Origin of the sequence: Brucella pecoris, from assembly GCF_006376675.1 — a bacterium.
Taxonomy (GTDB): Bacteria; Pseudomonadota; Alphaproteobacteria; order Rhizobiales; family Rhizobiaceae; genus Brucella; species Brucella pecoris.
Window position 1 is genome coordinate 25,893 of sequence record NZ_VEWK01000008.1, and the last position, 21,078, is coordinate 46,970.

The following is a 21,078-nucleotide window of genomic DNA, read 5'->3' on the forward strand; positions in this document are numbered from 1 at the left end:
AGGAGGTGGAGACCATGAGTTTCTTGGACAGCTATCGCAAGAAGACGCAGATGCCTTCGTCGGATGAGGCCTTGCCCGGACGCGCGCAACCGATCCCGACATCCGTGACCCACTTCGTTAACGGTCGTCCGCTGAAAGGCCCCTGGCCGGAAGGCTACAAGCAGGTTCTGTTCGGAATGGGCTGTTTCTGGGGTGCCGAGCGCCTGTTCTGGCAGGTGCCGGGTGTTTATGTCACCGCTGTCGGCTATGCGGGCGGCTCGACGCCCAACCCCACCTATGAGGAAACCTGCACCGGACTGACTGGTCATGCCGAAGTTGTGCTTGTGGTCTACGATCCCAACGTCGTGAGCCTCGATGAGTTGCTGACCCTGTTCTGGGAGGAGCACGATCCAACCCAGGGCATGCGGCAGGGCAACGATATAGGCACGACCTATCGTTCGGTCATCTATACGTTCGACAAGGCGGATCGTGACGTGGCGGAAAAGAGCCGTGAAGCCTATTCGCAGGCGCTTGCTGCCCGTGATCTCGGTCCGATCACCACGGAAATCGAGGATGCGCCGGAACTCTATTATGCCGAGGACTATCACCAGCAATATCTGGCGAAGAACCCGAATGGTTATTGCGGATTGCGCGGCACCGGCGTGAGCTGCCCGATCCCGTTGGCACAATAAGCGGGTTGTAATCAACAGATCGCGCGGTCCTTACCGCGCGGTCTGTTTTTTCAGGATCAACATCCCGGCATAGTCGCCTTCCAGATGCTCGAAATCGCTCCAACCTATTTGCCGGTATAGGTCCGGCTTGTTCGTATAGAGATAGATTTCTCCATAGCCGAGTTCCTGCGCGGCGTCCTCGATGGCGCTGACAAGACCTTTGGCAATGCCTTTGCCGCGATAGTCGGGTGCGACGAACACGCTCGCCACCCAAGGCTTCAGATGTGGATGGGTTTCCAGATCGCTGTGGATCAGAAGGGCAAGACCGGCGGGTTGCCCGTTCCAAAGCGCGACCCGTGCCGCCTGTCCATCGTTTTCGCGGGAAATTTCGCCGAAAGCCTTGGCTGTCTGCTCAAGGGATGAACCGGAAAATTCGCCCCATTCCGCATGGTTCCATGCGGCACAGATGGGCACGAGATCGGGACGCTCAGCGAGGGAGGCGATCTGGAGCATGGCTTTACCAGTGCGGTGGCTTGGTGACCGGCACGTCCGGCGCAGTCTGTTCTTCCAGTTCCAGAAAACGGTCGGTCAATGCGCCGAGTTTCTTGGAAAGCTGATCTATGGTTTTCCATTGTTCGGCCAGAACGGATGACAACTCATCGATTGTCTTTTCCTGTTCGACTACGCGAATTTCGAGCTCGGTCAGGCGCTGGTCCGGTGTCATGGCTGGGTTCCATTGGTCTTTGGGTATCGGTGGTCAGCGGGGTTTAGCCGCTTTCGATCCATATCGGAAGTACGGTATCACATCATTGCGTCAGCACGAGTGTGCCGTTTGAAACTTCATAGTGACGCAGACGCTTCAGAAAGCTCATGCCGAGAAGCGTGTCGGACAGAGCATCGTCACGCAGTACCATGGCTTCCACATTTTCCAACCGGACTCGTCCGATTTCGATGCTGGGCAGGGTGGCGGATGCAGCAATGGTTTCGCCATTGGCGGTCGAGACGCGATATTTGAAATCGGCGGGTTTGAGCGACAGGCCGACGCGCCTTGCGGCGCTGGCGTTGATCGCAACGACACTTGCTCCCGTATCCACCATGGCGCGAAGGGATTGACCGGCAACCTTTATGTCCGTGATGAAATGACCGCGACTGTCCGGCGCGATCTGTGTGCGGCGTCCGCTATAGGCGGTGGCGTTCTGCGAAGGAACCGTCGAAGCTGTAGCGGATGTGTTTGAAACGGCTTTCGGTCCTTGGCCGAATTTCTCAAACAAAAGCGGGAAGGCTATTGCCAGTCCCGCAAATACCAGAAGGATCGTAAAAACCCGCGCCATGCCGCCCCCGTTTCCAAGGACAATAGCAGGCGCGGGCCGCTCTGCATTGTTTATTTTAGCGCGTATCCCGAAAGCCACTTTACACTTTTCGGGATGCGCGCTGGTGCTTATTTCGTGCCGTACATGCGGTCGCCCGCATCGCCGAGGCCGGGAACGATATAGCCCTTTTCATCGAGACGTTCATCGATGGAGGCCGTGAACACGTCGACATCCGGATGGGCGTCGGTAAATCGCTTGATGCCTTCCGGTGCGGCCAGCAGGCAGAGGAAGCGGATATTGGTCGCGCCGCGTTCCTTCAGCTTGTCGATGGCTGCAATTGCCGAATGCCCGGTGGCCAGCATCGGATCGACCACGATGATGAGGCGGTTGACGATGTCTTCCGGCGCCTTGAAGTAATATTCGACCGGCTGCAGCGTGTCGTGATCTCGATAAAGGCCGATATGGGCGACGCGGGCCGCAGGCACCAGATCGAGCATGCCTTCGAGAAGACCGTTGCCCGCACGCAGGATCGAGGCGAAGACAAGCTTCTTGCCTTCAAGCACCGGCGCTTCCATTGGCATCAACGGTGTTTCGATCGGCATGGTGGTCAGTTCGAGATCGCGCGTCACTTCATAGCAGAGCAACAGCGATATTTCCTTCAGCAGCCGCCGAAAGCTGGCTGTGGACGTTTCCTTCTTGCGCATGATGGTGAGCTTGTGCTGGACAAGCGGATGGCTGACGACTGTAACGCCCATGATCTTTCCACTTTTCTTGTTATCTTTTTGACTTTAGCGGCAGTTTGCGCCGGAGAAAACGCGTGGCGAGCGCGCACGCACAGTTTTATGTCTCTTTGGCCATTTTTAAGCGCTAACGCAAGCCAGTTCACAGGTGCCGGATCACAAAAGGGGTAGTGGAGGACGGTCTCTGCTTGTATCGTTCGGCACAAGCTTTATATGCATAACCGAAAATCATTTTCGTCAGACTATTCAAAAAGCAGGATGAGCTATGAGCCAGCAGAACGGCAATGCGGACCGCGTCGGCGCACAAGGTGGCATGGAGCATTCATTCGGCTTCAAGGCGGTTGACGAAAGCGAAAAGCAGAGCCTGGTCAACGACGTATTCCATAAGGTCGCCAGCAAGTACGACGTGATGAATGATCTCATGTCTGCGGGTATGCACCGCGTCTGGAAAGATGCGATGATTGCATGGCTGGCGCCATCGAAGCGCCCCGGCTGGACCTCCCTCGACGTCGCAGGCGGCACCGGCGATATTGCTTTCCGTATTGTCGAGGCTTCCGGCCGTCAGGCCCATGTCACCATTCTCGATATTAACGGATCGATGCTCGGTGTTGGTCGTGAACGGGCGATCAAGAAGGGCCTTGCCGACAATCTCGAATTCGTAGAGGCAAATGCTGAAGAACTGCCGTTCGAGGACAGCAGTTTCGACGCCTACACGATTGCCTTCGGCATTCGTAATGTGCCGCATATCGACAAAGCGCTGTCCGAAGCCTATCGCGTATTGAAGCCGGGCGGTCGTTTCCTCTGCCTCGAATTCTCCGAAGTTGAGTTGCCGGTTCTCGACAAGATTTACGACCAGTGGTCGTTCCATGCCATTCCACGCATCGGCAAGATGATTACCGGCGATGCTGATTCCTACAGCTATCTGGTTGAATCGATCCGCAAATTCCCCAAGCAGCAGGATTTTGCCGCGATGATCGAAAAGGCTGGTTTCGAGCGCGTGAGCTATCGCAATTTCACTGGAGGCATTGCCGCGCTTCATTCCGGCTGGAAGCTTTGATTGTGCCTGTGATGAATTGGGGTCAGAACGGGGCATCGAGGCATGAGTAATCTATCCGCCGCTTTTCGGCTGATGCGGGCCGGATGGATATTGACGCGCGAAGGCGTTATCAGCGCCTTGCCGGTGGAAGGGCTTTCCGGTCTTCCAGCGCTCGGACACAAGATTGCAGGCATTCTGGCGCGCCCGCGTGCGCGGCACATGCAGCGTTCCGAGCGCATGTCGCGAGCCATGAACAAGCTCGGTCCATCCTATGTGAAGCTTGGCCAGTTTCTGGCAACCCGCCCGGATATTGTAGGGCAAGACGTTGCTGCCGATCTGGAGCTTTTGCAGGATCGTCTCGACTTTTTCCCGCAAGCCGATGCGATTGCGGGCGTCGAAGGCTCGCTTGGACGTAAGATCGATGATCTTTACCTGCATTTCGATGCGCCGATAGCGGCTGCGTCGATGGCGCAGGTGCATCCGGCTGAAGTCATAAAGGACGGCAAACCGCAGAAAGTTGCAGTCAAGGTTATTCGGCCGGGCGTTCGCCAGCGCTTTGCCCGCGACCTTGAAGGTTTCTACATGGTCGCGCGCATGCAGGAGCGCCACGTTCCCTTCACGCGCCGACTGCGTCCGGTTCAGGTTGTCGAGACGCTACAGCAGACGACCCGCATCGAGATGGATTTGCGACTGGAAGCGGCAGCGCTTTCCGAGATTGCCGAAAACATCAAGAGCGATGCGGGTTTCCGTGTTCCCAATGTCGATTGGGAACGGACCGGTCGCGATGTGCTGACGCTCGAATGGATCGACGGCATTAAGATGTCGGATATTTCTGCACTTGAAGCAGCCGGTTTCGATCTGAAGAAGCTTGCCGAAACGCTGATCCAGTCCTTCCTGCGTCATACACTGCGCGATGGCTTTTTTCATGCCGACATGCATCCGGGCAATCTGTTCGTCGATCCGCAAGGCATCATTGTTGCGGTCGATTTTGGCATTACCGGACGGCTGAACAAGCAGCAGCGGCGCTTCCTTGCTGAAATTCTCTATGGCTTCATCACACGTGATTATATGCGCGTGGCGGAAGTGCATTTCGAAGCGGGTTATGTGCCACACACCCATGATGTGGCGAGCTTTGCACAGGCCATTCGCGCTATCGGTGAGCCGATCCACGGCCAGCCGGCAGAAACTATCTCCATGGCCAAGCTGCTGACGCTTCTGTTCGAAGTGACCCAGCTTTTCGACATGGAGACACGGCCGGAACTTCTGATGCTCCAGAAAACCATGGTCGTCGTGGAAGGGGTGTCGCGTACGCTCAATCCGCATTTCAATATGTGGAAAGCGGCGGAGCCGGTCGTCGGCGACTGGATCGCCAAAAATCTTGGACCGCAAGGTATGCTTGTCGATGCGAAGGACAGCGCTTATTCGCTGCTTCATTTCACGCGCAAGACGCCGGAACTTGTGGCGCGTGTGGAGCGAGTTTCGGTGGCACTGGATGATATGGCCGCCAACGGTTTGTGCTTCGATGCGGCGACGGCGGAAGCCATCGGTCGCGCCGAAGCCAAGCATTCACGCTGGGGCCGTATCGCGCAGGTGGTGATTGCGATTTCACTCGCGGCGATAGCGATTAAACTCTATCTTTGGCTCTAAACTCACTTTTAAAGTGACAGATCAACCCTGATATGATTTCAATGATTGCACTTGTAACGAGCAGGTGCAATCAGATGGCCAGTATTACCATTCGTAATCTCGATGATGCCGCTAAAGAACGACTGCGCATCAGGGCAGCACAGAATGGGCGCTCCATGGAAGAAGAGGCGCGGCTTCTTCTGGCCGGACTGAATGAAGCTCCGCAAGCTACTACAGTGTCTTCAGGCGCAGGAGCTTCGCTGGCTGGCAAACGGATTCTTCTCATTATCGGCGGTGGCATCGCCGCCTATAAGACGCCGGACCTCATTCGGCGGCTGCGTGAGCGTGGCGCGCATGTGCGTCCATTGATGACGGCAGCAGCACAGCAATTCGTGACACCGCTGACCATTGGCGCAGTTTCTGCCGATCACGTCTTTACCGATCTGTTTTCGCGAGAGGATGAGCAGGATGTAGGCCACATCCGGCTGGCGCGTGATGCGGACCTGATCGTCGTCGCGCCCACGACCGCCAACCTGATGGCCAAGATGGCCAATGGTCTGGCTGACGATCTTGCCAGCGCAGTGCTGCTTGCCCGCAAAGTTCCGGTGCTCGTTGCACCTGCCATGAACCCTGCCATGTGGGATAATTCCGCGACGAGACGCAACCGTCTGACGCTCGAAAAGGACGGCGTGCACTTCATTGGTCCGGAGAAGGGCGAGATGGCGGAAAGCGGTGAAGCCGGAACAGGCCGGATGAGTGAACCGTTGGCAATTGTTGCCGTAATAGAAAATTTGCTGGCACCGCAGGCAAAGCCGCTTGCGGGCAAAACCGTTGTCATGACTTCCGGGCCGACGCACGAGCCGATCGATCCGGTGCGCTATATCGCCAATCGATCTTCCGGCAAGCAGGGCCATGCCATTGCGGCGGCGCTGGCGCGGCTTGGCGCGACTGTGCATCTGGTGTCCGGCCCGGTCACTATTCCCGATCCCGAAGACGTCGATGTCATCCATGTCGAGACGGCGCGTGAAATGCAGGCTGCTGTGGAGCGGCATCTCCCCGCCGATGCGGCGATCATGGTGGCAGCCGTTGCCGATTGGCGCACCGCCAATGAAGCCGGGCAGAAGATCAAGAAAAAGCCCGGCGAAAGCGCTCCCACACTTGCCATGGTCGAGAACCCCGACATTCTCGCTGGTGTCGGTCACAGTGACAAGCGCCCCGGTCTTGTGGTGGGCTTTGCAGCGGAAACGCAGAACGTGGCCGAAAACGCGAGAGCCAAGCTTGAGAAGAAAGGTGCGGACTGGATTGTCGCCAACGATGTTTCGCATGTGCCGGGTGAAGGCAGCGTGATGGGCGGTGACCGCAATCATGTCCGTATTCTGAGCCATTCGGGTATCGAGGAATGGCCGGAAATGAGCAAGGAACAGGTGGCTGAAAGGCTGGCGGCAAAAATCGCCGAATGGCTCATCGAAGCGAAAGGCTGACCGTTCTTAGAAAAACTCGTCCAGTAGACGATAATAGGCGATCTTTGCATCATCGATTGCCGGGCCACCATAGGTGTCGAGGAAGGGCTTTACCCATTCTTCGCCCAGATTATAACGAATGCTCCAGCAGGTCAGTGCCAGATCCTGATGGCGGTCGGCAAGGCCGAGCCTGCCGCAGTCGATGAAACCGGTAAAACCGTTCTTGTCCATCATGAAGTTGGGCAAGCAGGCATCGCCATGCGTGACGACGATGTCTTCGTTTTCTGGTTTCAACCGACGCAGTTCCGCAAACAGGTCCTGTGCGGTCTGTCCTTCGCGCTCGTCGTCAAAATCCTCCTCGTCGACAGCACCTGCTTCGACACGCTTGCGCGCATCTTCGATCCGGATATCAAGCCTGTGATCGAACGGACATAAAGCCGGGTCGATGGCGTGTATCGATTTCAGCGCGATAGCCAGAATATGCGCGATGCGATCCGGTGGAACGGAGCCTACGGCGGAAGCGAGATCGATACCGGGAATCCGGGTCATCAGCAGAAAGCTCTGCTCTGTTCCGGCTTCGAAAGCGAGGACTTCGGGGCAGGGCAGATATTGTTGCGCAAGCCAGTCAAGCCGCGTGGCTTCATTGGCCAGTTCCCCGACCGGGCTTGCAGGCTCGACCTTCAGAACAAGGGGCCTGAGATCGGTATGATCGAGCAGATGGACATTGGCGGTTGAACGCCCCAGCTTGTCGCGCTCGCTGCCATAGCCCTTCAGTCGTTGCTGAAAGGCAGCAGGTAGATCGAGCGCTTTAAGAACCGGATCGTTCATGGCCTCACTGCCGGGTCAAACCTTGTCGCGGACCTGATAGTCCTTGATGGTTGCAAAGCGGATATTTTTCCAGCGTTCGGCCTCGTAATTGAGAGAAAAGCCGTTCTGCGCCAGGAAGACCGGGTCATGGTCGAGGTCATGCGCGATGTCCGCGCGATGCGAGGCAATGAAGCTGTCGAGTTCGGCCGGGTCGTCGGCGGAAATCCACCGGCAGACGGAGAAGCGCGACATTTCAAAGCCGACCGGTAGCGAATATTCCACTTTCAGACGTTCCGTCAGAACGTCGATCTGGAGAGCGCCGACGACACCGACAATGGCCGGAGAACCGTCATCGGGCACAAAGAGCTGCACGACGCCTTCTTCGGCCATTTGTTGCAGCGCTTCGCGCAGCTTCTTGGCCTTCATGGCGTCGTCGAGGCGTACGCGGCGCAAAATTTCCGGGGCAAAGTTCGGCACGCCACGGAACAGAATATCCTCGCCCTCGGTCAGCGTATCGCCTATGCGAAGCGTGCCGTGGTTCGGGATGCCGACCACGTCACCCGCAAAAGCCTCGTCGGCGATCTGGCGCGAACGGGCAAAGAAGAATTGCGGCGCAGACAGGCTCATCGGTTTGCCGGTGCGCACCAGTTTTGCCTTCATGCCACGTGCCAGCTTGCCCGAGCAGACGCGCAGGAAGGCGATGCGGTCGCGGTGGTTCGGGTCCATATTGGCCTGAATCTTGAACACGAAGCCAGTCATCTTGTCTTCGGTTGAACCGACCATACGCGTATCGGCCTGCTGGTCGCGCGGCGAGGGGCCGAAATCGCAGAAGGCTTCAATCAGGTCGCGCACGCCGTAATTCTTCAGCGCCGAACCGAAATAAACCGGGGTCATATGGCCTTCGCGGAAAGAGGCGAGATCGAACGGACGGCAGACGCCGCGTGCCAGTTCGACACCTTCCAGCCAGGCTTCGCGCTCGTTTTCCGGCAGCAGTGCTGCAGCCTCTGCCGGACCGCTGACCTTGGTTGGCCGCTCTTCATTGTCCTGACGGCGCATCGTGTCGTTATGCAAATCATAGGTGCCTGCAAAGCTCTTGCCGGAACCGATAGGCCAGGTGATCGGGGCTGTATCGAGCGCCAGCTTTTCCTCGATCTCGTCGAGGATTTCGAGCGGATCGCGTGCCTCACGGTCCATCTTGTTGACGAAGGTGACGATCGGAATGTCGCGCATGCGGCAGACTTCGAACAGCTTCAGCGTGCGCGGCTCGATACCCTTTGCGGCATCGATAACCATGACGGCTGAGTCCACCGCAGTCAGCGTGCGGTAGGTGTCGTCTGCGAAGTCTTCGTGGCCCGGCGTGTCGAGCAGGTTGAAGATGCAGTCCTTGTATTCGAAGGTCATCACCGAAGTCACGACCGAGATGCCGCGGTCGCGTTCGATGTTCATCCAGTCCGAGCGGGTCTGGATGCGATCCTTCTTGGCCTTCACTTCACCGGCAAGCTGGATGGCACCGCCGAACAGCAGCAGCTTTTCGGTCAGTGTGGTCTTACCGGCGTCCGGGTGCGCGATGATCGCGAATGTGCGGCGCTTGGAAACGGGATTGTCAGCGGGCATGAAGAAACTCGTGATGGCGAAACGTTGGGCTGCGCGTGAAAGCGCGCCGCGAAGATGTTGGGGAGCATCTAGCAGGACTTGGCCGAAAGGTCGAGTTCAAATGAAAAAGCGGCGCAGTACGCGCCGCTTTGACTGTGATATGTGGTGTTTTATCGACTCTTGATACCAAGGCCGAAGGCGATGAAGGACCAGCCCTGGAAGATCAGGTCTATCGCCAGAAATAGACCGAGGATGAACAGGCTGTTGACCGGCCATTTGATGGCGATGATGAGACCAAGCAGCAGGGTGATGACACCGGCTGCGACAACCCATCCCCAGCCGGCAGCGGGCTTGGACTTGAAACCGAGCCAGATGCGGAAAGCACCGGAACCCAGAAGAGCTGCCGCCAGAAGAAAGGTCAGCACACCGGCTGCCAGTACCGGATTGATGAAAGCGACAATACCGGCTGCCGTATAGAGCAGGCCGCTCAGGAGCCAGAAAAAGAAGCTGCCCCAGGTTTTGACGCCGAACGCGTGAATGATCTCGATGACGCCGCCGATCAGCATCATCAGGCCGACATAGTAGACCGAGACCACGGTGGCCAGAACGAGATTGCCGAAGGCGATGCCTCCGAGGATCAGCAGCGCCACCCCAAGGGCGACGAACCACCCCCACTTGCCGGTAAGTTCTTTTGGAAGGGTTGGGCGGTCGAAATCATTGTGAGCTGTTGCCATGAGTCGTCCCTCAAATTTTCATGCCTCGTGAACAATATAAGGCATCTCTAGAATTTGACCAGCTTATCACAACAGGTGCATTCTTCGTGATGCCGGGCTGCAAAGAGCAATTTTCTGCTCTTCGGTGCTCACATACCTTCAAGTACGCTCCGCTCCGGTGCTCGATAATCACTCTTTTCGCCACGGCCTGACGAATCTGCACCTGTTGTGTTCATGCGCAGTGCACGCCAGATCATCATTAATCCCACTGTTCGTTCGCTCGGCAGAGCATTATATCTCTTTGCTATTGCAGCCGTTTTCCGCTTAAAGTTGATGTGATGTTCGATCTCGTTTCCCACTACTGGCCGCATATCCTGTTTGTCCTGTCGGGCGTTCTTGGAGCGATCGCTGCCATTCACGCGACCATGACCAAGGAGGAGGTGCGCACCGCCATCGGCTGGGTTGGTGTGATCGTACTGTCGCCCATCGTCGGGGCGGTGGTTTATGCCATCGCGGGCGTGAACCGGATCCGGCGTTCGACGCTCACCCACCAGCGCGCCAATATGGGCAAGATCGCGCTCTATCACCTGTCGCACTTCGATACGACGAACGACCTCGTGCGTGCCGCCTTCGGACGCCAGTTCGGGGCGATGAAGATACTTGGCGATGCGGTCAGCCTCTATGATTTCACCAGCGGCAACAGTATCGAGATGCTGGAAACGGGCGACGAAGCCTATGCCGCAATGCTCGACGCCATTGGCAAGGCCGAGCGCAGCATCATGCTGGAAACCTATATTTTCGACCGGGATGGTATTGGCGAAAAATTTGCCGATGCTCTGGGCGATGCGGTCAGGCGCGGCGTGGAGGTGCGTGTGCTGGTCGATGCGGTCGGCGCGCGCTATTCCTTTCCGAGCATCGTCAAGCTTTTGAAGGACAAAGGCGTTGCTGTTGACGTGTTCAATGGCAATATCATCATCGGGCTGCGCCTGCCTTATGCGAACCTGCGCACTCACCGCAAAATCCTCATTGTCGACGGCAAGATCGCCTTTACCGGCGGCATGAATATTCGTGCGGGTTTCGTGCGCGCGATAGCGGGTGATGCGGTTGCCTTCGATACGCATTTCAAGTTGGAAGGTCCGGCGATTGCCGATCTCTTTCACATCGCATCCGAAGACTGGCGCTTTGCGACCGGCGAGCTTCTGACCGGCGAAGCCTGGAAGATAGCGCCGCCGGAAAACCCGCCGGGAACGGGAACGCTGGTGCGTGTCGTCGGATCAGGTCCCGACAAGAATGTGGAAACCAACCAGCGCATGATGATGGGCGCGTTTTCGATTGCCGAGCAGCATATTCTCATCATGACGCCTTATCTTTTGCCGGATCGCGAACTGATCAGCGCGCTGGTGACGGCAGCGCGGCGCGGCGTGTCGGTGGATATCGTCGTGCCGGGCGTCAACAATCTGAAGCTGGTGGATCGTGCCATGCGCGCCCAGTTCGACCAGCTCTTGAAGGATGGTTGTCGCATCTGGCGGGCCGGTGGCGCTTTCAATCACTCGAAGCTGATGACCATCGACGGGGCGTGGTCCTATGTCGGATCGTCGAATATCGATCCGCGCTCGCTGCGGCTGAATTTCGAGGTCGATCTTGAAATTCTCGACCGCGACGTGGCGCGTCAGGTAGAAGAGCGCATCGGCAAGGTGATAGAGGAGAGCCGCGAGGTCAATCTTGCGCGTCTCAAAAACCGACCATTTCTGGAGCGACTTTTGGACCGGATTATTTGGCTTGGTTCGCCTTATCTCTAAAACTATCCAGCTCTGCTCGTGAATATTTCCGGGCTGTATTCTTCAAGCAGGTTTGTTGCCGATTTGAGATCGAGATGTGCCTTGATGGGCAGATGATCGGATGCCAGGCGCGCCAGCGGCGTGTTGTGGACTTCAACCGATGTAACCAGATTGTGCGGCGCACCCAGCACGCGATCCAGGGCAAAAACCGGGAACCGCGAAGGGAAACTCGGGACTGCTGTGGCGACGTGATTGAAGGTCGGCATCAGAGCCGCGAGCGACGAGCGCTTGCCGATGCGCCATTCGTTGAGATCGCCGATCAGCAAGGTCGGCAGTGTGTCGGCCTCCTGCAAGGCGGTGAGAATGCTTTCGGCCTGCTGCTCGCGGGAACGTTTCAAGAGACCAAGATGCGCGGCGATCACGCGCAAGGGGCCTGCCGGAAACTGCAAGTCCGCGACCAGTGCACCGCGCGGCTCGACACCGGGCAGCTTGAGCTGCTGCACATTGCGCACCACGCCTTCGCGGAACAGAAGCACATTGCCATGCCAGCCATGGCCCTTGGGCATTGTTGAGGTGATGGGGACGGGTATGAGACCGTGGCGCCGCTCGAGCAGGCCGAGATCGAGTAAGCCGGAACGCTCGCCGAAACGCCTGTCGGCTTCCTGCAGGGCGATGACATCCGCGTCGATTTCACTGATGACTTCGGTCGTGCGTTGCGGATTGAACTGCTTGTCGATGCCGATGCATTTGTGGACATTGTAGGATGCAATGACGATATCGCCGCCGGTAATATTGGCGTTGAGCGGCCTGTAGCCCGGCCTGTTCCGGATAGCCGTCAGGATGGATTTCGATATCCGGTTTGGTTCTTTCTTCTTCAGCACCCGTTTTTCACCTGTCAGGTATTCGGTTCCGAAAGACTATGACATCCGCCAGTGAGATAAACTGGTATCCGTCTGAAACTGTATTGCAACATCCTATATATAGACAGGTTGCACGCCCGTTTGAATAGCAATCCCCTACACAATTAGGCGACTACCTTGCAATGAAACGGATCATCCTGTCGGTAAGACCTGTGTAGGGCGGCTTGATGAGATCGCTTGGAGCCGGGGCGTATTTGGTCAGGACCGGCATGGCCTTGGAAAAGGTCAGAAAGCCGTCATGGCCATGATATTGCCCCATGCCGCTCGCGCCCACGCCTCCGAACGGCAAGTCGCTACAGGCGAAGTGATAAAGCGTATCGTTGACGCAGACGCCACCCGCAACAATACGGCTGAGCATCATTTCGATCTCTGCCGTGTTGTCGCTGAAACAGTATAGCGCCAGCGGACGATCAAGTTTCAAAACAAAACTGATTGCATCGTCGAGCAGGCGATAGCTGACGATTGGCAGAAGCGGGCCGAAAATCTCCTCCTGCATGATCGCGCTGTCTGTGGTAGGTTCCAGCACGAGTGAGGGCGCCATTGATCGCGGCTGTTTGGAGCCCGCCGGAAGCTCGATGATGGCCTCGCTCCTGTTTGCGGCATCGGCCAGCAGTTTCGACAGTCGCGCTTCCTGAGCATCATTGATGATTGTCGTGCGGTCTTTTTCCGAGGATGTGCCACTGTAGCGCGCCTGCATTTCGGCACGCAGAAGGTCCACGAATTCGTCGCGCTTGCTGTGATGGATCAGAACATAGTCCGGCGCGATGCAGGTTTGCCCCGCATTGAAGAATTTTCCTGTGGCGATTGCGCGGGCGGCGCGTTTGAGGTTGGCGTTTTCGCTGACAATGGCGGGCGACTTGCCGCCAAGCTCGAGTGTGACCGGGGTCAGGTTCGGCGCAGCGGCTGCCATGATCTTGCGCCCGACGGCAGTAGAGCCGGTGAAAAAGAGGTGGTCGAATGGCAGCGACGCGAATTGCGCGGAAAGCAATGCGTCGCCGAGCGCTACGGCAACACGATCATCCGGAAAAACATCGGCAAGCAGGCTCTGCAGGAATTCGGCAGTGCGCGGCGTGTGTTCGGATGGTTTCAGGAAAACGTGGTTTCCGGCTGCGATTGCCGCGACAAGCGGCGCCAGCGCCAGATTGACCGGATAGTTCCATGGCGCGATGATCCCCACTACACCGAGCGGGACATAGCGGATTTCGGCTTTGGCAGGCCACATTTTCCAACCTGCCTTGCGGCGTTTCGGCTTCATCCAGCGTTTGAGTTTGTGCAGGGCATCGTCGATTTCGGCAAAAACGACGCTGGCTTCACCGAGCAGGGTTTCGTGCAACGACCTATTGCCGAAATCTGTGCTGATGGCTTTCGCCATTTCATCCAGTCTCGCTTCGAGCCTTTCACGCAGACGCTTCAGGTCGTCCAGCCGCTGTTCATAGGCAGGCCGATATTCAAGCCATGCCTGTCGCAGGCGCTCGAATGCGGTTTGCAACGCCTGTTCTTCAGTTGTCATAGGCAAAATCCTCCGTCGAACGGGCAAAGAGGAATTGCGCGGCATAATAGGTTGCAAGCACCCAGAGGCCGTTCAGCGGAATGTCGACGCTGAACCGTCCATAGGCAAGCAATGTGTCGCTTACCATGAAGAAGAGGCCACCTGCTGCAGCAAGCCAGGCGGCGTAGCGCTGCGGCGTTTCCGGTTCGGTGTCAAGCGCGCGGCTCATCGCCTGTGCCGCCATGATGCCGAGTGCAGCGGCATAGATGATGACGGGGATTTTCATGGGTGTCGGCAGCGACGACCAGAGTCCCGCTATGATGGCAAAGGCTGCGATGGCGAAAAGGACGAAAACGCCTTTATGCGCGGCAAAGCGTGCACCGCGGCAAAGCGCATAGATATAGGCGCAATGGGTGATGAGAAAGCAGATCAGTCCCGCCATGAAATAATCACCGGGCAGCATCAGGAAGAAATCGCCGAGTGCGGCAAAAGCCAGGCCAAAGGCGACCGCAAAACCATAGGTTTTCGATTTGGGGCGCCCGGCGCAAAGGACGGCGGCAAGCAGCAGCAGGGTCGCGGTCGGTTTGGTCAGATAATGCAGCCAGCGCCATGCGGAAGCTTCACCATTATAGCTCATGAGACTGCCTGCAATGGCGCAGACCGCGCAGAACAGAAACAGGCCGTAAAGCGTTCTGTTCCCTTCGAATTCCAGCAAGCCTTTCCGGCGCATATTCGCTCCCCGTTATTATATTTGTAAGCAAATGGATTAGGGTCAAAAGATCGTCGGATTGTGCCGCCAATTGCGAGATCAGCGCAATAGGCACAATTCATCGGGCTGTTGACAAAGCCCTGCCGACGGAAGGGGGCCCCAGTTGTCCGGGGCCGGAAAGCCCGATCGAAATCAGGAAAGGTTCTTGCGTCGCTCGATCTCTTCTTCCGATGGGTGGTCCATCGCAAAAGAACCGGTCTTGAGATCGCCTGAACGCTGATAATTGGCAATGATGACGCCGCTGGGCGATGTGGTGGAGCTAACCAGCTTGAAAGCCGATGGCATGGACTGTCCGTCGAACAGGCGCTTGCCCGTGCCGAGGACGACTGGATAGATCAACAGCCGCAATTCATCGACCAGATCGCTGGCAAGCAGCTGATGCGCAAGTTCGCTGCTGCCCGAAACTGACAGGTCGGGACCTTCGGTCGCTTTGATGGCTTTCAATGAGGCGATGATATCGTCGCCCAGCAGCTCGCTGTTCTGCCAGTTCAGGCTTTCCGGCCTGTGCGTCGCGACATATTTTGTCACTTCGTTGAACATTCTGGCGATTTCACCCTCGCCGGGCACAAAGCCGGGGGCGTCGGGGTCCGTTTCCTGATGCGGCCAGTGGGCAGCAAAAATATCGTAAGTGCGTCTGCCCAAAAGCAGGTCGAACGGCTTGGAAAAGCTCTCGCCCATCGCTCCGGCAACCACATCGTCCCAATAGGGCACTGTCCAGCCGCCATATTCGAACTGGCCTGTTTGATCCTCTTCCGGTCCACCCGGCGCCTGCATCACGCCGTCGAGGCTCAGGAACGTTCCAACAATGATCCGTCGCATGATTTTCCTCCCAGAAAGCCCGCCACGCGGGGCCTACCTTACAGATTGGGGCCGGATCAGGATAGACGAGCGCTGTCAGGAAATGATTCTGCTGCCTTGCGCCTTTTGCGGTCAATGCGCTCGGCGCGGGTGGAAAGCTCCGTATTGCCTTCAAGATCGGTCTGCAAAATGAGGCCTTCCTGCTTCAGCCAGCGGATGATTTCGCCAAAGTCCCGATCATAATCCGGTTGTTGCATGGCTCATCTCGCCTCCGATTTCCGTATGACGAGAATGCGCGGAACGGTCATCCGTTGCAACAGGGGCAAGAAAAGCGGGAAGCGCCGGAAGGGGTAATCAGTTCGAAGGGCGGTTCAACCGGAACAATCAGCCAGAAAGCAAAAAAGCCCGCTTGCGCGGGCTTTTTGGGGTGCTTCAGAACCTTGGTAGTGGTCCGAAGACTTGGAAATGGTGCCCAGAAGAGGACTCGAACCTCCACGCCCTTGCGAGCGCCAGCACCTGAAGCTGGTGCGTCTACCAATTCCGCCATCTGGGCGACGAGGACCCATCTAAGGGGTCGACCTGCCTCTGTCAATCGCGTTTTCGACATTCAGCCAGCTTTTTTTCAGCCGATGCTTTTTTCGCGTTGAAAAGAGGGACGGGCGCGCTGACGCGCCCGATAAGTTCACAGCCAGGCAGAGCGGAAACATGAAACATCGGAATCGCTCGGTCTGTTTGTATTCACGCATTTCCGAACGCAAAACCGTTTCACACTTTTGCTGGAAATGCTCTCTTAGGCTTCGAGGATTTCCTTCGAAGCGACAGTCGAATCGGCATTAAGCCGGTAAACGACCGGAACACCGGTGTTGAGTTCCTGCTTGAGAATCTGTTCCGGTGTCAGGCCGTCGAGCGCCATGATGAGTGCGCGGAGTGAATTGCCGTGTGCGGCAACCAGAACCGTCTCGCCGCGCAGCACGTGCGGCTGCACCGTGTGCAGATAATAGGGCCAAACGCGCGCGCCGGTGTCCTTCAGGCTCTCGCCACCCGGAGGCGGGACGTCATAGGAACGGCGCCAGATATGGACCTGTTCTTCACCCCACTTGGCGCGGGCGTCATCCTTGTTGAGGCCCGACAGGTCACCATAGTCGCGCTCGTTCAGAGCCTGATCGCGGATTGTCTTGAGATCAGACTGGCCGAGCTGGTCAAGAATGTGCTGGCAGGTCACCTGTGCACGCGACAGCGCAGACGTATAGGCGATGTCGAACTTGAGACCGGCGGCTTTCAGGCGCTGGCCAGCGGCCTTGGCTTCGGCATGGCCCTGTTCGGTCAGGCCCGGATCGCGCCATCCGGTGAAAAGGTTCTTGAGGTTCCATTCGCTTTGACCGTGGCGGACCAGGACGAGAGTACGAGACATATGCAACGCTCCATTAATAAAGATAGTCAGTCATTCAGCCCGAGAACGTCGAGCATGGAATAGAGACCGGGCTTTTTGCCATAGGCCCAGAGTGCGGCCTTGATGGCGCCACGCGCAAAGACCGAACGGTCTTCGGCATGATGGGAAAGAACGACGCGCTCACCGGGACCGGCCAGCATCACCGAATGATCACCGATCACAGAACCGCCGCGCAACGTTGCAAAGCCGATGGAACCGGTTTCGCGTGGGCCCGTATAGCCGTCGCGCACGCGGACGCTGTTTTCCGCCAGTGCGATGTCGCGGCCCTTGGCTGCGGCTTCTCCAAGAAGCAGCGCAGTGCCGGACGGTGCATCGACCTTGTGCTTGTGATGCATTTCGAGAATTTCGATGTCGAAATCTTGCGGGTCGAGCGCTTGCGCTGCCTTCTGCACGAGAACGGACAGAAGATTGACGCCAAGGCTCATATTGCCGGATTTAACGATGGTTGCATGACGGGCGGCGGCGCGGATTTTTTCATCATCCTCGGTCGAACAGCCTGTCGTACCGATGACATGAACGATGCGCGCCTGCGCGGCAAGCCCTGCAAACTCGACGCTGGCCGTGGGGCTTGTGAAATCGAGGACGCCTTGCGCCTTGGCAAAGACTGGCAGCGGATCGTCGGTGATGGTGACGCCGAGCGGCCCAATGCCGGTCACTTCACCTGCATCGCGGCCCAGAAAGGGAGAGCTGGAGCGTTCGATGGCACCGACCAGCTTCGCACCTTCGATGGTCTGGATGGTACGAATCAGGGTTTGGCCCATACGCCCGCCCGCGCCGACGACCACGAGGCCCATTTCGCTGTTCTGCGTTTCTCCGCTCATCGGGGTTCTCCTGTCCGCAATTCTTCTGCCGACTGTTCGGTGATGATATCGCCGTTGCCGCTCTGCAATTGATAGAAGCGCGCATAGACGCCGTTCTGGATGGCGATCAGATCGTCGTGACGGCCTTCCTCCACAACGCGACCGGCTTCCATCACCACGATGCGATCTGCATTGACCACCGTGGAAAGGCGATGCGCTATCACGATTGTGGTGCGGTTCTGCATGATGCCTTCCAGCGCCTGCTGGACCCGCTTCTCCGATTCATTGTCGAGCGCGGAAGTCGCCTCGTCGAGCAGGAGAACTGGCGCATTGCGGACAATGGCGCGGGCGATCGAGACGCGCTGGCGCTGGCCGCCGGAAAGGGTCACACCGTTTTCGCCGACAGGAGTATCGTAGCCCTGCGGCTGTTGCAGGATGAAGTCATGCGCATGGGCAAGCTTGGCCGCCTCGATGATTTCCTCATCCGTCGCGTCCGGGCGGCCATAGCGGATATTGTCGGCAATGGTGCCTTCGAACAGATAGGGCTGCTGAGAGACATAGGCGATGGCATGGCGCAATGAGCGCTTTCTGACCTGTGCGATATCCTGTCCGTCGAACAGGATCTTGCCGCTGTCGAGATCGTAGAAGCGCTGGACGAGATTGATGAGCGTCGACTTGCCCGCGCCAGAAGCACCGACCACGGCGGTGGTTTCGCCCGCTTTGGCGACAAAGCTGACGCCATGCAGCACAGGGGCTGTCTCGTTATAGGAGAAATAGATATCCTCGAAGCGGATTTCGCCGGGGCCGGCTTTCAGCTCCACAGCGCCGGGAAGATCGCGCTGGCGCGGCTCAATATCCAGTACTTCATAGATCATGCGCGCATTGACGAGCGCCTTCTCCAGCCCGACCTGAAGGCGGGCAAGACGGCGGGCCGGATCATAGGCAAGCAGCATAGCAGTGATGAAGGCAAAGGTTGCACCGGGCGGCTGCTGTTCGAGAATGGCGCGATAGCCGCTATAGGCCAGCACGCCGGAGACGGCAACACCGGCCAGCATTTCGGAGATGGGCGTCGTGCGTTCGGAGACCTTGGCGATCTTGTTGCTGCGGCCTTCGGACTGGTCAATGAGCTTGCCGATCTTGGCGCGCAACTGATCTTCCATCGTAAAGGCTTTGACGATGGCAATGCCTTGAATCGATTCCTGCATGGCGCCCAGCAGATGGGAATTGAGATGCACGAGATCGCGGGTGACGGAGCGGATGCGGCGAGAAATATAGGCGACGGCGAGAATGAGCGGCGGGCCGATCAGGAAAATTGCAACCGACAGGACCGGGTCCATGTAGAACATCGTGCCGATGAGACCGATAAGCGAGATGAGATCGCGCGCGATCGACGAAATCGTCATGTTGAGAAGATCGCGAATGCCCGAAACATTCTGGTTGATCTGCGCCGCCAAATGGCCGGAGCGGGTATCGTTGTAGAAGTCGAGGCCGAGCTTCATCAGATGGTCGAAGATGCGCTTCTGATAACGCGCGACCAGATTGTTACCGATCTTGGCCAGTTCCACCGCCTGCACATAACCGGCAATGCCGCGAAAGATAAACAGCGCGAGAAGTGTGCCGCAGATGATCCAGACCAGATTGAGCTGCTGCTCGACAAAAATCTTGTCGATCATCGGTTTCATCATATAGGCCAGCGCACCGTTCGAGCCGCCGACGATCAGCGATGCAAGGATGGCGATGATGTAATTCTTTTTATATTCGCGGATGTTTTCCGACATCATGCGCCGGATTACGCGGGTGGCTTCGCCCGTATCGATCTTCTTGTTCTTCTTCTTGAATAGACTCACGTGCAAAAGCGCTTTTTGTCTCAGAGCCTTCCGGCTGACCCGGCGGCTATCGTTGAAAAATACGACTTCCCATACGGAAACGCTGCACTGAAAAAGCCAGCGGCAATTTCAGTGCAGCGTTTCTATAACGTTATCCGTGCGGCTTGACCATCCTCAAGCTTTGCCGGTCAGTCGATGCGCCAGCGGCGTCCTTCGGTCGAGACTTCGAAACGGGCAGGGGCCTGCGCAAAGGCCGAAAGGCCAGTAAGGGCCGCAAGCTGATGCGTGATCACACGGACAGGAATGTCGCGCATGATGGCCTTGTGCGGGGCCTTGTCTTCGAAGGCTTCGCGAAAGGCGCCGGCCTTCAGCGCGGAAAGGATGCGTTGCGGAATGCCGCCGGAAAGATAGACGCCGCCATGCGCCATGAAGATCAGCGCCAGATCACCCGCAACACGCCCGAGATAGGTGACGAACAGATGCAGGGTTTCTTCCGCCTGCGCATTGCTGCCGTCAAGCCCGGCTGAGGTGATGTCGGCGGGTGTCTCCAGCGTTGGCGAAACTTCGTCGGCGGCGCAGATGGCAAGATAAAGATTGCGCAGGCCGCGCCCGCACAGAATCTGCTCGCCTGCGACGCGGCCTTCGATGCGCTCGATATGCGGGAAGACCTGATAATCGCGTTCACTCCGCGGACCGATATCAATGTGACCGCCTTCGCCCGGAACCGGCACCCATGCATGGCGCGTGCGGACAAGACCGGCAACGCCAAGCCCTGTGCCCGGCCCGAGCACGACGCGGGTGGCGATCACTTCTTCCGGCTTGCCGCCGATCTGCTCCAGATGATCGCTGCCGAGAGACACAACAGCGAGCGCCTGCGCCTCGAAATCGTTTAGCACCGTCACGTCCTCGAAACCGAGATCGGAGATCATCTTCTTCGGGCGCACGACCCAGTCGCAATTGGTAAGGTCGATCTCGTCGCCGTCGACGGGGCCGGCCACAGCAAGAATGGCGGACCGTGGCTGGATCGAGGTGTGATCGAGAATGGCGCTCTGTATCGCCTCATCGATGGTGGCATAATCTGCCGTCTGGAGAACGGGAAACTCCTTCGGCTCGGCATTGGAATCCACGAGGATAGCAAAGCGGGCATTGGTGCCGCCGATATCGCCGACGAGTACTGGAAACCGGAAACTCTGTTCGGCCCGCTCTATCTCTTTGTTTTCATGCATGTCTTTGTCCCAAAACCGGTTCCCACTTTTGGGAGACATGCTGTAGTCGCTTGCATGTCCTCTCCCTGGTCATGTCTTCCGCCCGCA

At 57.6% G+C, this 21,078-nt stretch carries 21 protein-coding genes and 1 tRNA gene; 5 read left to right on the top strand and 17 right to left on the bottom strand.

Going from position 1 to position 21,078, the window contains the following annotated elements; translation table 11 throughout:
- Positions 1-14 precede the first annotated feature (14 nt).
- On the top strand, positions 15-671 hold the full coding sequence (msrA, locus tag FIB18_RS15080; RefSeq protein ID WP_140021489.1) for a peptide-methionine (S)-S-oxide reductase MsrA: 657 nt from the start codon (positions 15-17) through the stop codon (positions 669-671).
- Between the two features lie 30 nt (positions 672-701).
- Here the strand turns inward: msrA and FIB18_RS15085 are convergent, their stop codons facing one another.
- The 4 genes from FIB18_RS15085 to upp all read right to left on the bottom strand — a co-directional run bounded on the left by FIB18_RS15085 (position 702) and on the right by upp (position 2,715).
- Positions 702-1,163 (bottom strand): GNAT family N-acetyltransferase, encoded by a 462-nt coding sequence (locus tag FIB18_RS15085; RefSeq protein WP_140021490.1) that lies wholly within the window; start codon positions 1,161-1,163, stop codon positions 702-704.
- A gap of 4 nt (positions 1,164-1,167) precedes the next feature.
- Complete coding sequence (locus FIB18_RS15090) at positions 1,168-1,374, bottom strand: SlyX family protein (protein WP_105542547.1); 207 nt, start codon at positions 1,372-1,374, stop codon at positions 1,168-1,170.
- A gap of 82 nt (positions 1,375-1,456) precedes the next feature.
- A complete protein-coding gene (locus FIB18_RS15095) occupies positions 1,457-1,981 on the bottom strand; it encodes a retropepsin-like aspartic protease family protein (RefSeq protein WP_140021491.1) in 525 nt (174 codons plus the stop codon).
- A gap of 107 nt (positions 1,982-2,088) precedes the next feature.
- A complete protein-coding gene (upp, locus tag FIB18_RS15100) occupies positions 2,089-2,715 on the bottom strand; it encodes a uracil phosphoribosyltransferase (RefSeq protein ID WP_174977437.1) in 627 nt (208 codons plus the stop codon).
- Between the two features lie 250 nt (positions 2,716-2,965).
- Here upp and ubiE point away from each other — a divergent pair, with 250 nt between their 5' ends.
- The 3 genes from ubiE to coaBC all read left to right on the top strand — a co-directional run bounded on the left by ubiE (position 2,966) and on the right by coaBC (position 6,843).
- Positions 2,966-3,757 carry a bifunctional demethylmenaquinone methyltransferase/2-methoxy-6-polyprenyl-1,4-benzoquinol methylase UbiE gene (gene ubiE, locus FIB18_RS15105; protein WP_140021493.1) on the top strand — a complete coding sequence of 264 codons (792 nt, stop codon included), beginning with the start codon at positions 2,966-2,968 and terminating at the stop codon, positions 3,755-3,757.
- A 42-nt stretch (positions 3,758-3,799) separates the two neighbouring features.
- Complete coding sequence (ubiB, locus tag FIB18_RS15110; protein WP_140021494.1) at positions 3,800-5,383, top strand: 2-polyprenylphenol 6-hydroxylase; 1,584 nt, start codon at positions 3,800-3,802, stop codon at positions 5,381-5,383.
- Positions 5,384-5,457: 74 nt separating this feature from the next.
- Positions 5,458-6,843 (top strand): bifunctional phosphopantothenoylcysteine decarboxylase/phosphopantothenate--cysteine ligase CoaBC, encoded by a 1,386-nt coding sequence (gene coaBC, locus FIB18_RS15115; protein ID WP_235894902.1) that lies wholly within the window; start codon positions 5,458-5,460, stop codon positions 6,841-6,843.
- Between the two features lie 6 nt (positions 6,844-6,849).
- On the opposite strand, the gene FIB18_RS15120 is transcribed toward coaBC, so the two are convergent.
- The 3 genes from FIB18_RS15120 to FIB18_RS15130 all read right to left on the bottom strand — a co-directional run bounded on the left by FIB18_RS15120 (position 6,850) and on the right by FIB18_RS15130 (position 9,956).
- The gene (locus tag FIB18_RS15120) at positions 6,850-7,650 is read right to left on the bottom strand and encodes an APH(3')-II family aminoglycoside O-phosphotransferase (RefSeq protein ID WP_140021495.1); all 801 of its coding nucleotides are present in this window, start codon (positions 7,648-7,650) and stop codon (positions 6,850-6,852) included.
- A 15-nt stretch (positions 7,651-7,665) separates the two neighbouring features.
- Positions 7,666-9,243, bottom strand: coding sequence for a peptide chain release factor 3 (locus FIB18_RS15125; RefSeq protein ID WP_140021496.1), 1,578 nt, complete (start codon positions 9,241-9,243; stop codon positions 7,666-7,668).
- A 149-nt stretch (positions 9,244-9,392) separates the two neighbouring features.
- Positions 9,393-9,956: an HdeD family acid-resistance protein gene (locus tag FIB18_RS15130; protein ID WP_140021497.1), complete on the bottom strand. Its 564-nt coding sequence runs from the start codon at positions 9,954-9,956 to the stop codon at positions 9,393-9,395.
- A gap of 317 nt (positions 9,957-10,273) precedes the next feature.
- Between FIB18_RS15130 and cls the strand changes: the two genes are divergently transcribed.
- Positions 10,274-11,734, top strand: coding sequence for a cardiolipin synthase (cls, locus tag FIB18_RS15135; protein ID WP_140021498.1), 1,461 nt, complete (start codon positions 10,274-10,276; stop codon positions 11,732-11,734).
- A gap of 2 nt (positions 11,735-11,736) precedes the next feature.
- On the opposite strand, the gene FIB18_RS15140 is transcribed toward cls, so the two are convergent.
- The 10 genes from FIB18_RS15140 to FIB18_RS15185 form a co-directional block, all read right to left on the bottom strand.
- Positions 11,737-12,594 (bottom strand): endonuclease/exonuclease/phosphatase family protein, encoded by an 858-nt coding sequence (locus FIB18_RS15140; protein ID WP_140021499.1) that lies wholly within the window; start codon positions 12,592-12,594, stop codon positions 11,737-11,739.
- Positions 12,595-12,745: 151 nt separating this feature from the next.
- Complete coding sequence (locus FIB18_RS15145; protein ID WP_140021500.1) at positions 12,746-14,143, bottom strand: coniferyl aldehyde dehydrogenase; 1,398 nt, start codon at positions 14,141-14,143, stop codon at positions 12,746-12,748.
- Positions 14,133-14,852 carry a lysoplasmalogenase gene (locus FIB18_RS15150; RefSeq protein ID WP_140021501.1) on the bottom strand — a complete coding sequence of 240 codons (720 nt, stop codon included), beginning with the start codon at positions 14,850-14,852 and terminating at the stop codon, positions 14,133-14,135. The genes FIB18_RS15145 and FIB18_RS15150 overlap by 11 nt, the downstream gene beginning before the upstream one ends.
- Positions 14,853-15,023: 171 nt before the next feature.
- Positions 15,024-15,710 carry a dihydrofolate reductase family protein gene (locus FIB18_RS15155; protein WP_140021502.1) on the bottom strand — a complete coding sequence of 229 codons (687 nt, stop codon included), beginning with the start codon at positions 15,708-15,710 and terminating at the stop codon, positions 15,024-15,026.
- Positions 15,711-15,766: 56 nt separating this feature from the next.
- The gene (locus FIB18_RS15160) at positions 15,767-15,946 is read right to left on the bottom strand and encodes a hypothetical protein (RefSeq protein WP_140021503.1); all 180 of its coding nucleotides are present in this window, start codon (positions 15,944-15,946) and stop codon (positions 15,767-15,769) included.
- A 209-nt stretch (positions 15,947-16,155) separates the two neighbouring features.
- Positions 16,156-16,242: transfer RNA gene (locus tag FIB18_RS15165), tRNA-Leu, on the bottom strand.
- A 237-nt stretch (positions 16,243-16,479) separates the two neighbouring features.
- Positions 16,480-17,100, bottom strand: a complete 621-nt coding sequence (locus tag FIB18_RS15170; RefSeq protein WP_010659395.1) for a 2,3-bisphosphoglycerate-dependent phosphoglycerate mutase — start codon at positions 17,098-17,100, stop codon at positions 16,480-16,482.
- Positions 17,101-17,126: 26 nt separating this feature from the next.
- Positions 17,127-17,960, bottom strand: a complete 834-nt coding sequence (gene dapB, locus FIB18_RS15175) for a 4-hydroxy-tetrahydrodipicolinate reductase (protein WP_140021504.1) — start codon at positions 17,958-17,960, stop codon at positions 17,127-17,129.
- On the bottom strand, positions 17,957-19,786 hold the full coding sequence (locus tag FIB18_RS15180; protein WP_140021505.1) for an ABC transporter ATP-binding protein: 1,830 nt from the start codon (positions 19,784-19,786) through the stop codon (positions 17,957-17,959). Before FIB18_RS15180 ends, dapB begins: the two co-directional genes overlap by 4 nt.
- Before the next feature lie 167 nt (positions 19,787-19,953).
- The gene (locus FIB18_RS15185; protein ID WP_140021506.1) at positions 19,954-20,991 is read right to left on the bottom strand and encodes a glucokinase; all 1,038 of its coding nucleotides are present in this window, start codon (positions 20,989-20,991) and stop codon (positions 19,954-19,956) included.
- Positions 20,992-21,078 lie beyond the last annotated feature (87 nt).

Bases quoted from the DNA above. Each gene is read 5' to 3' on its own strand.
- FIB18_RS15125 (WP_140021496.1), bottom strand. From the start codon at position 9,243: ATGCCCGCTGACAATCCCGTTTCCAAGCGCCGCACATTCGCGATCATC.
- FIB18_RS15185 (WP_140021506.1), bottom strand. From the start codon at position 20,991: ATGCATGAAAACAAAGAGATAGAGCGGGCCGAACAGAGTTTCCGGTTT.
- msrA (WP_140021489.1), top strand. From the start codon at position 15: ATGAGTTTCTTGGACAGCTATCGCAAGAAGACGCAGATGCCTTCGTCG.
- FIB18_RS15145 (WP_140021500.1), bottom strand. From the start codon at position 14,143: ATGACAACTGAAGAACAGGCGTTGCAAACCGCATTCGAGCGCCTGCGA.
- ubiB (WP_140021494.1), top strand. From the start codon at position 3,800: ATGAGTAATCTATCCGCCGCTTTTCGGCTGATGCGGGCCGGATGGATA.
- ubiE (WP_140021493.1), top strand. From the start codon at position 2,966: ATGAGCCAGCAGAACGGCAATGCGGACCGCGTCGGCGCACAAGGTGGC.
- FIB18_RS15095 (WP_140021491.1), bottom strand. From the start codon at position 1,981: ATGGCGCGGGTTTTTACGATCCTTCTGGTATTTGCGGGACTGGCAATA.
- coaBC (WP_235894902.1), top strand. From the start codon at position 5,458: ATGGCCAGTATTACCATTCGTAATCTCGATGATGCCGCTAAAGAACGA.
- FIB18_RS15120 (WP_140021495.1), bottom strand. From the start codon at position 7,650: ATGAACGATCCGGTTCTTAAAGCGCTCGATCTACCTGCTGCCTTTCAG.
- FIB18_RS15170 (WP_010659395.1), bottom strand. From the start codon at position 17,100: ATGTCTCGTACTCTCGTCCTGGTCCGCCACGGTCAAAGCGAATGGAAC.
- FIB18_RS15150 (WP_140021501.1), bottom strand. From the start codon at position 14,852: ATGCGCCGGAAAGGCTTGCTGGAATTCGAAGGGAACAGAACGCTTTAC.
- dapB (WP_140021504.1), bottom strand. From the start codon at position 17,960: ATGAGCGGAGAAACGCAGAACAGCGAAATGGGCCTCGTGGTCGTCGGC.
- FIB18_RS15085 (WP_140021490.1), bottom strand. From the start codon at position 1,163: ATGCTCCAGATCGCCTCCCTCGCTGAGCGTCCCGATCTCGTGCCCATC.
- FIB18_RS15155 (WP_140021502.1), bottom strand. From the start codon at position 15,710: ATGCGACGGATCATTGTTGGAACGTTCCTGAGCCTCGACGGCGTGATG.
- FIB18_RS15160 (WP_140021503.1), bottom strand. From the start codon at position 15,946: ATGCAACAACCGGATTATGATCGGGACTTTGGCGAAATCATCCGCTGG.
- FIB18_RS15130 (WP_140021497.1), bottom strand. From the start codon at position 9,956: ATGGCAACAGCTCACAATGATTTCGACCGCCCAACCCTTCCAAAAGAA.
- cls (WP_140021498.1), top strand. From the start codon at position 10,274: ATGTTCGATCTCGTTTCCCACTACTGGCCGCATATCCTGTTTGTCCTG.
- FIB18_RS15090 (WP_105542547.1), bottom strand. From the start codon at position 1,374: ATGACACCGGACCAGCGCCTGACCGAGCTCGAAATTCGCGTAGTCGAA.
- upp (WP_174977437.1), bottom strand. From the start codon at position 2,715: ATGGGCGTTACAGTCGTCAGCCATCCGCTTGTCCAGCACAAGCTCACC.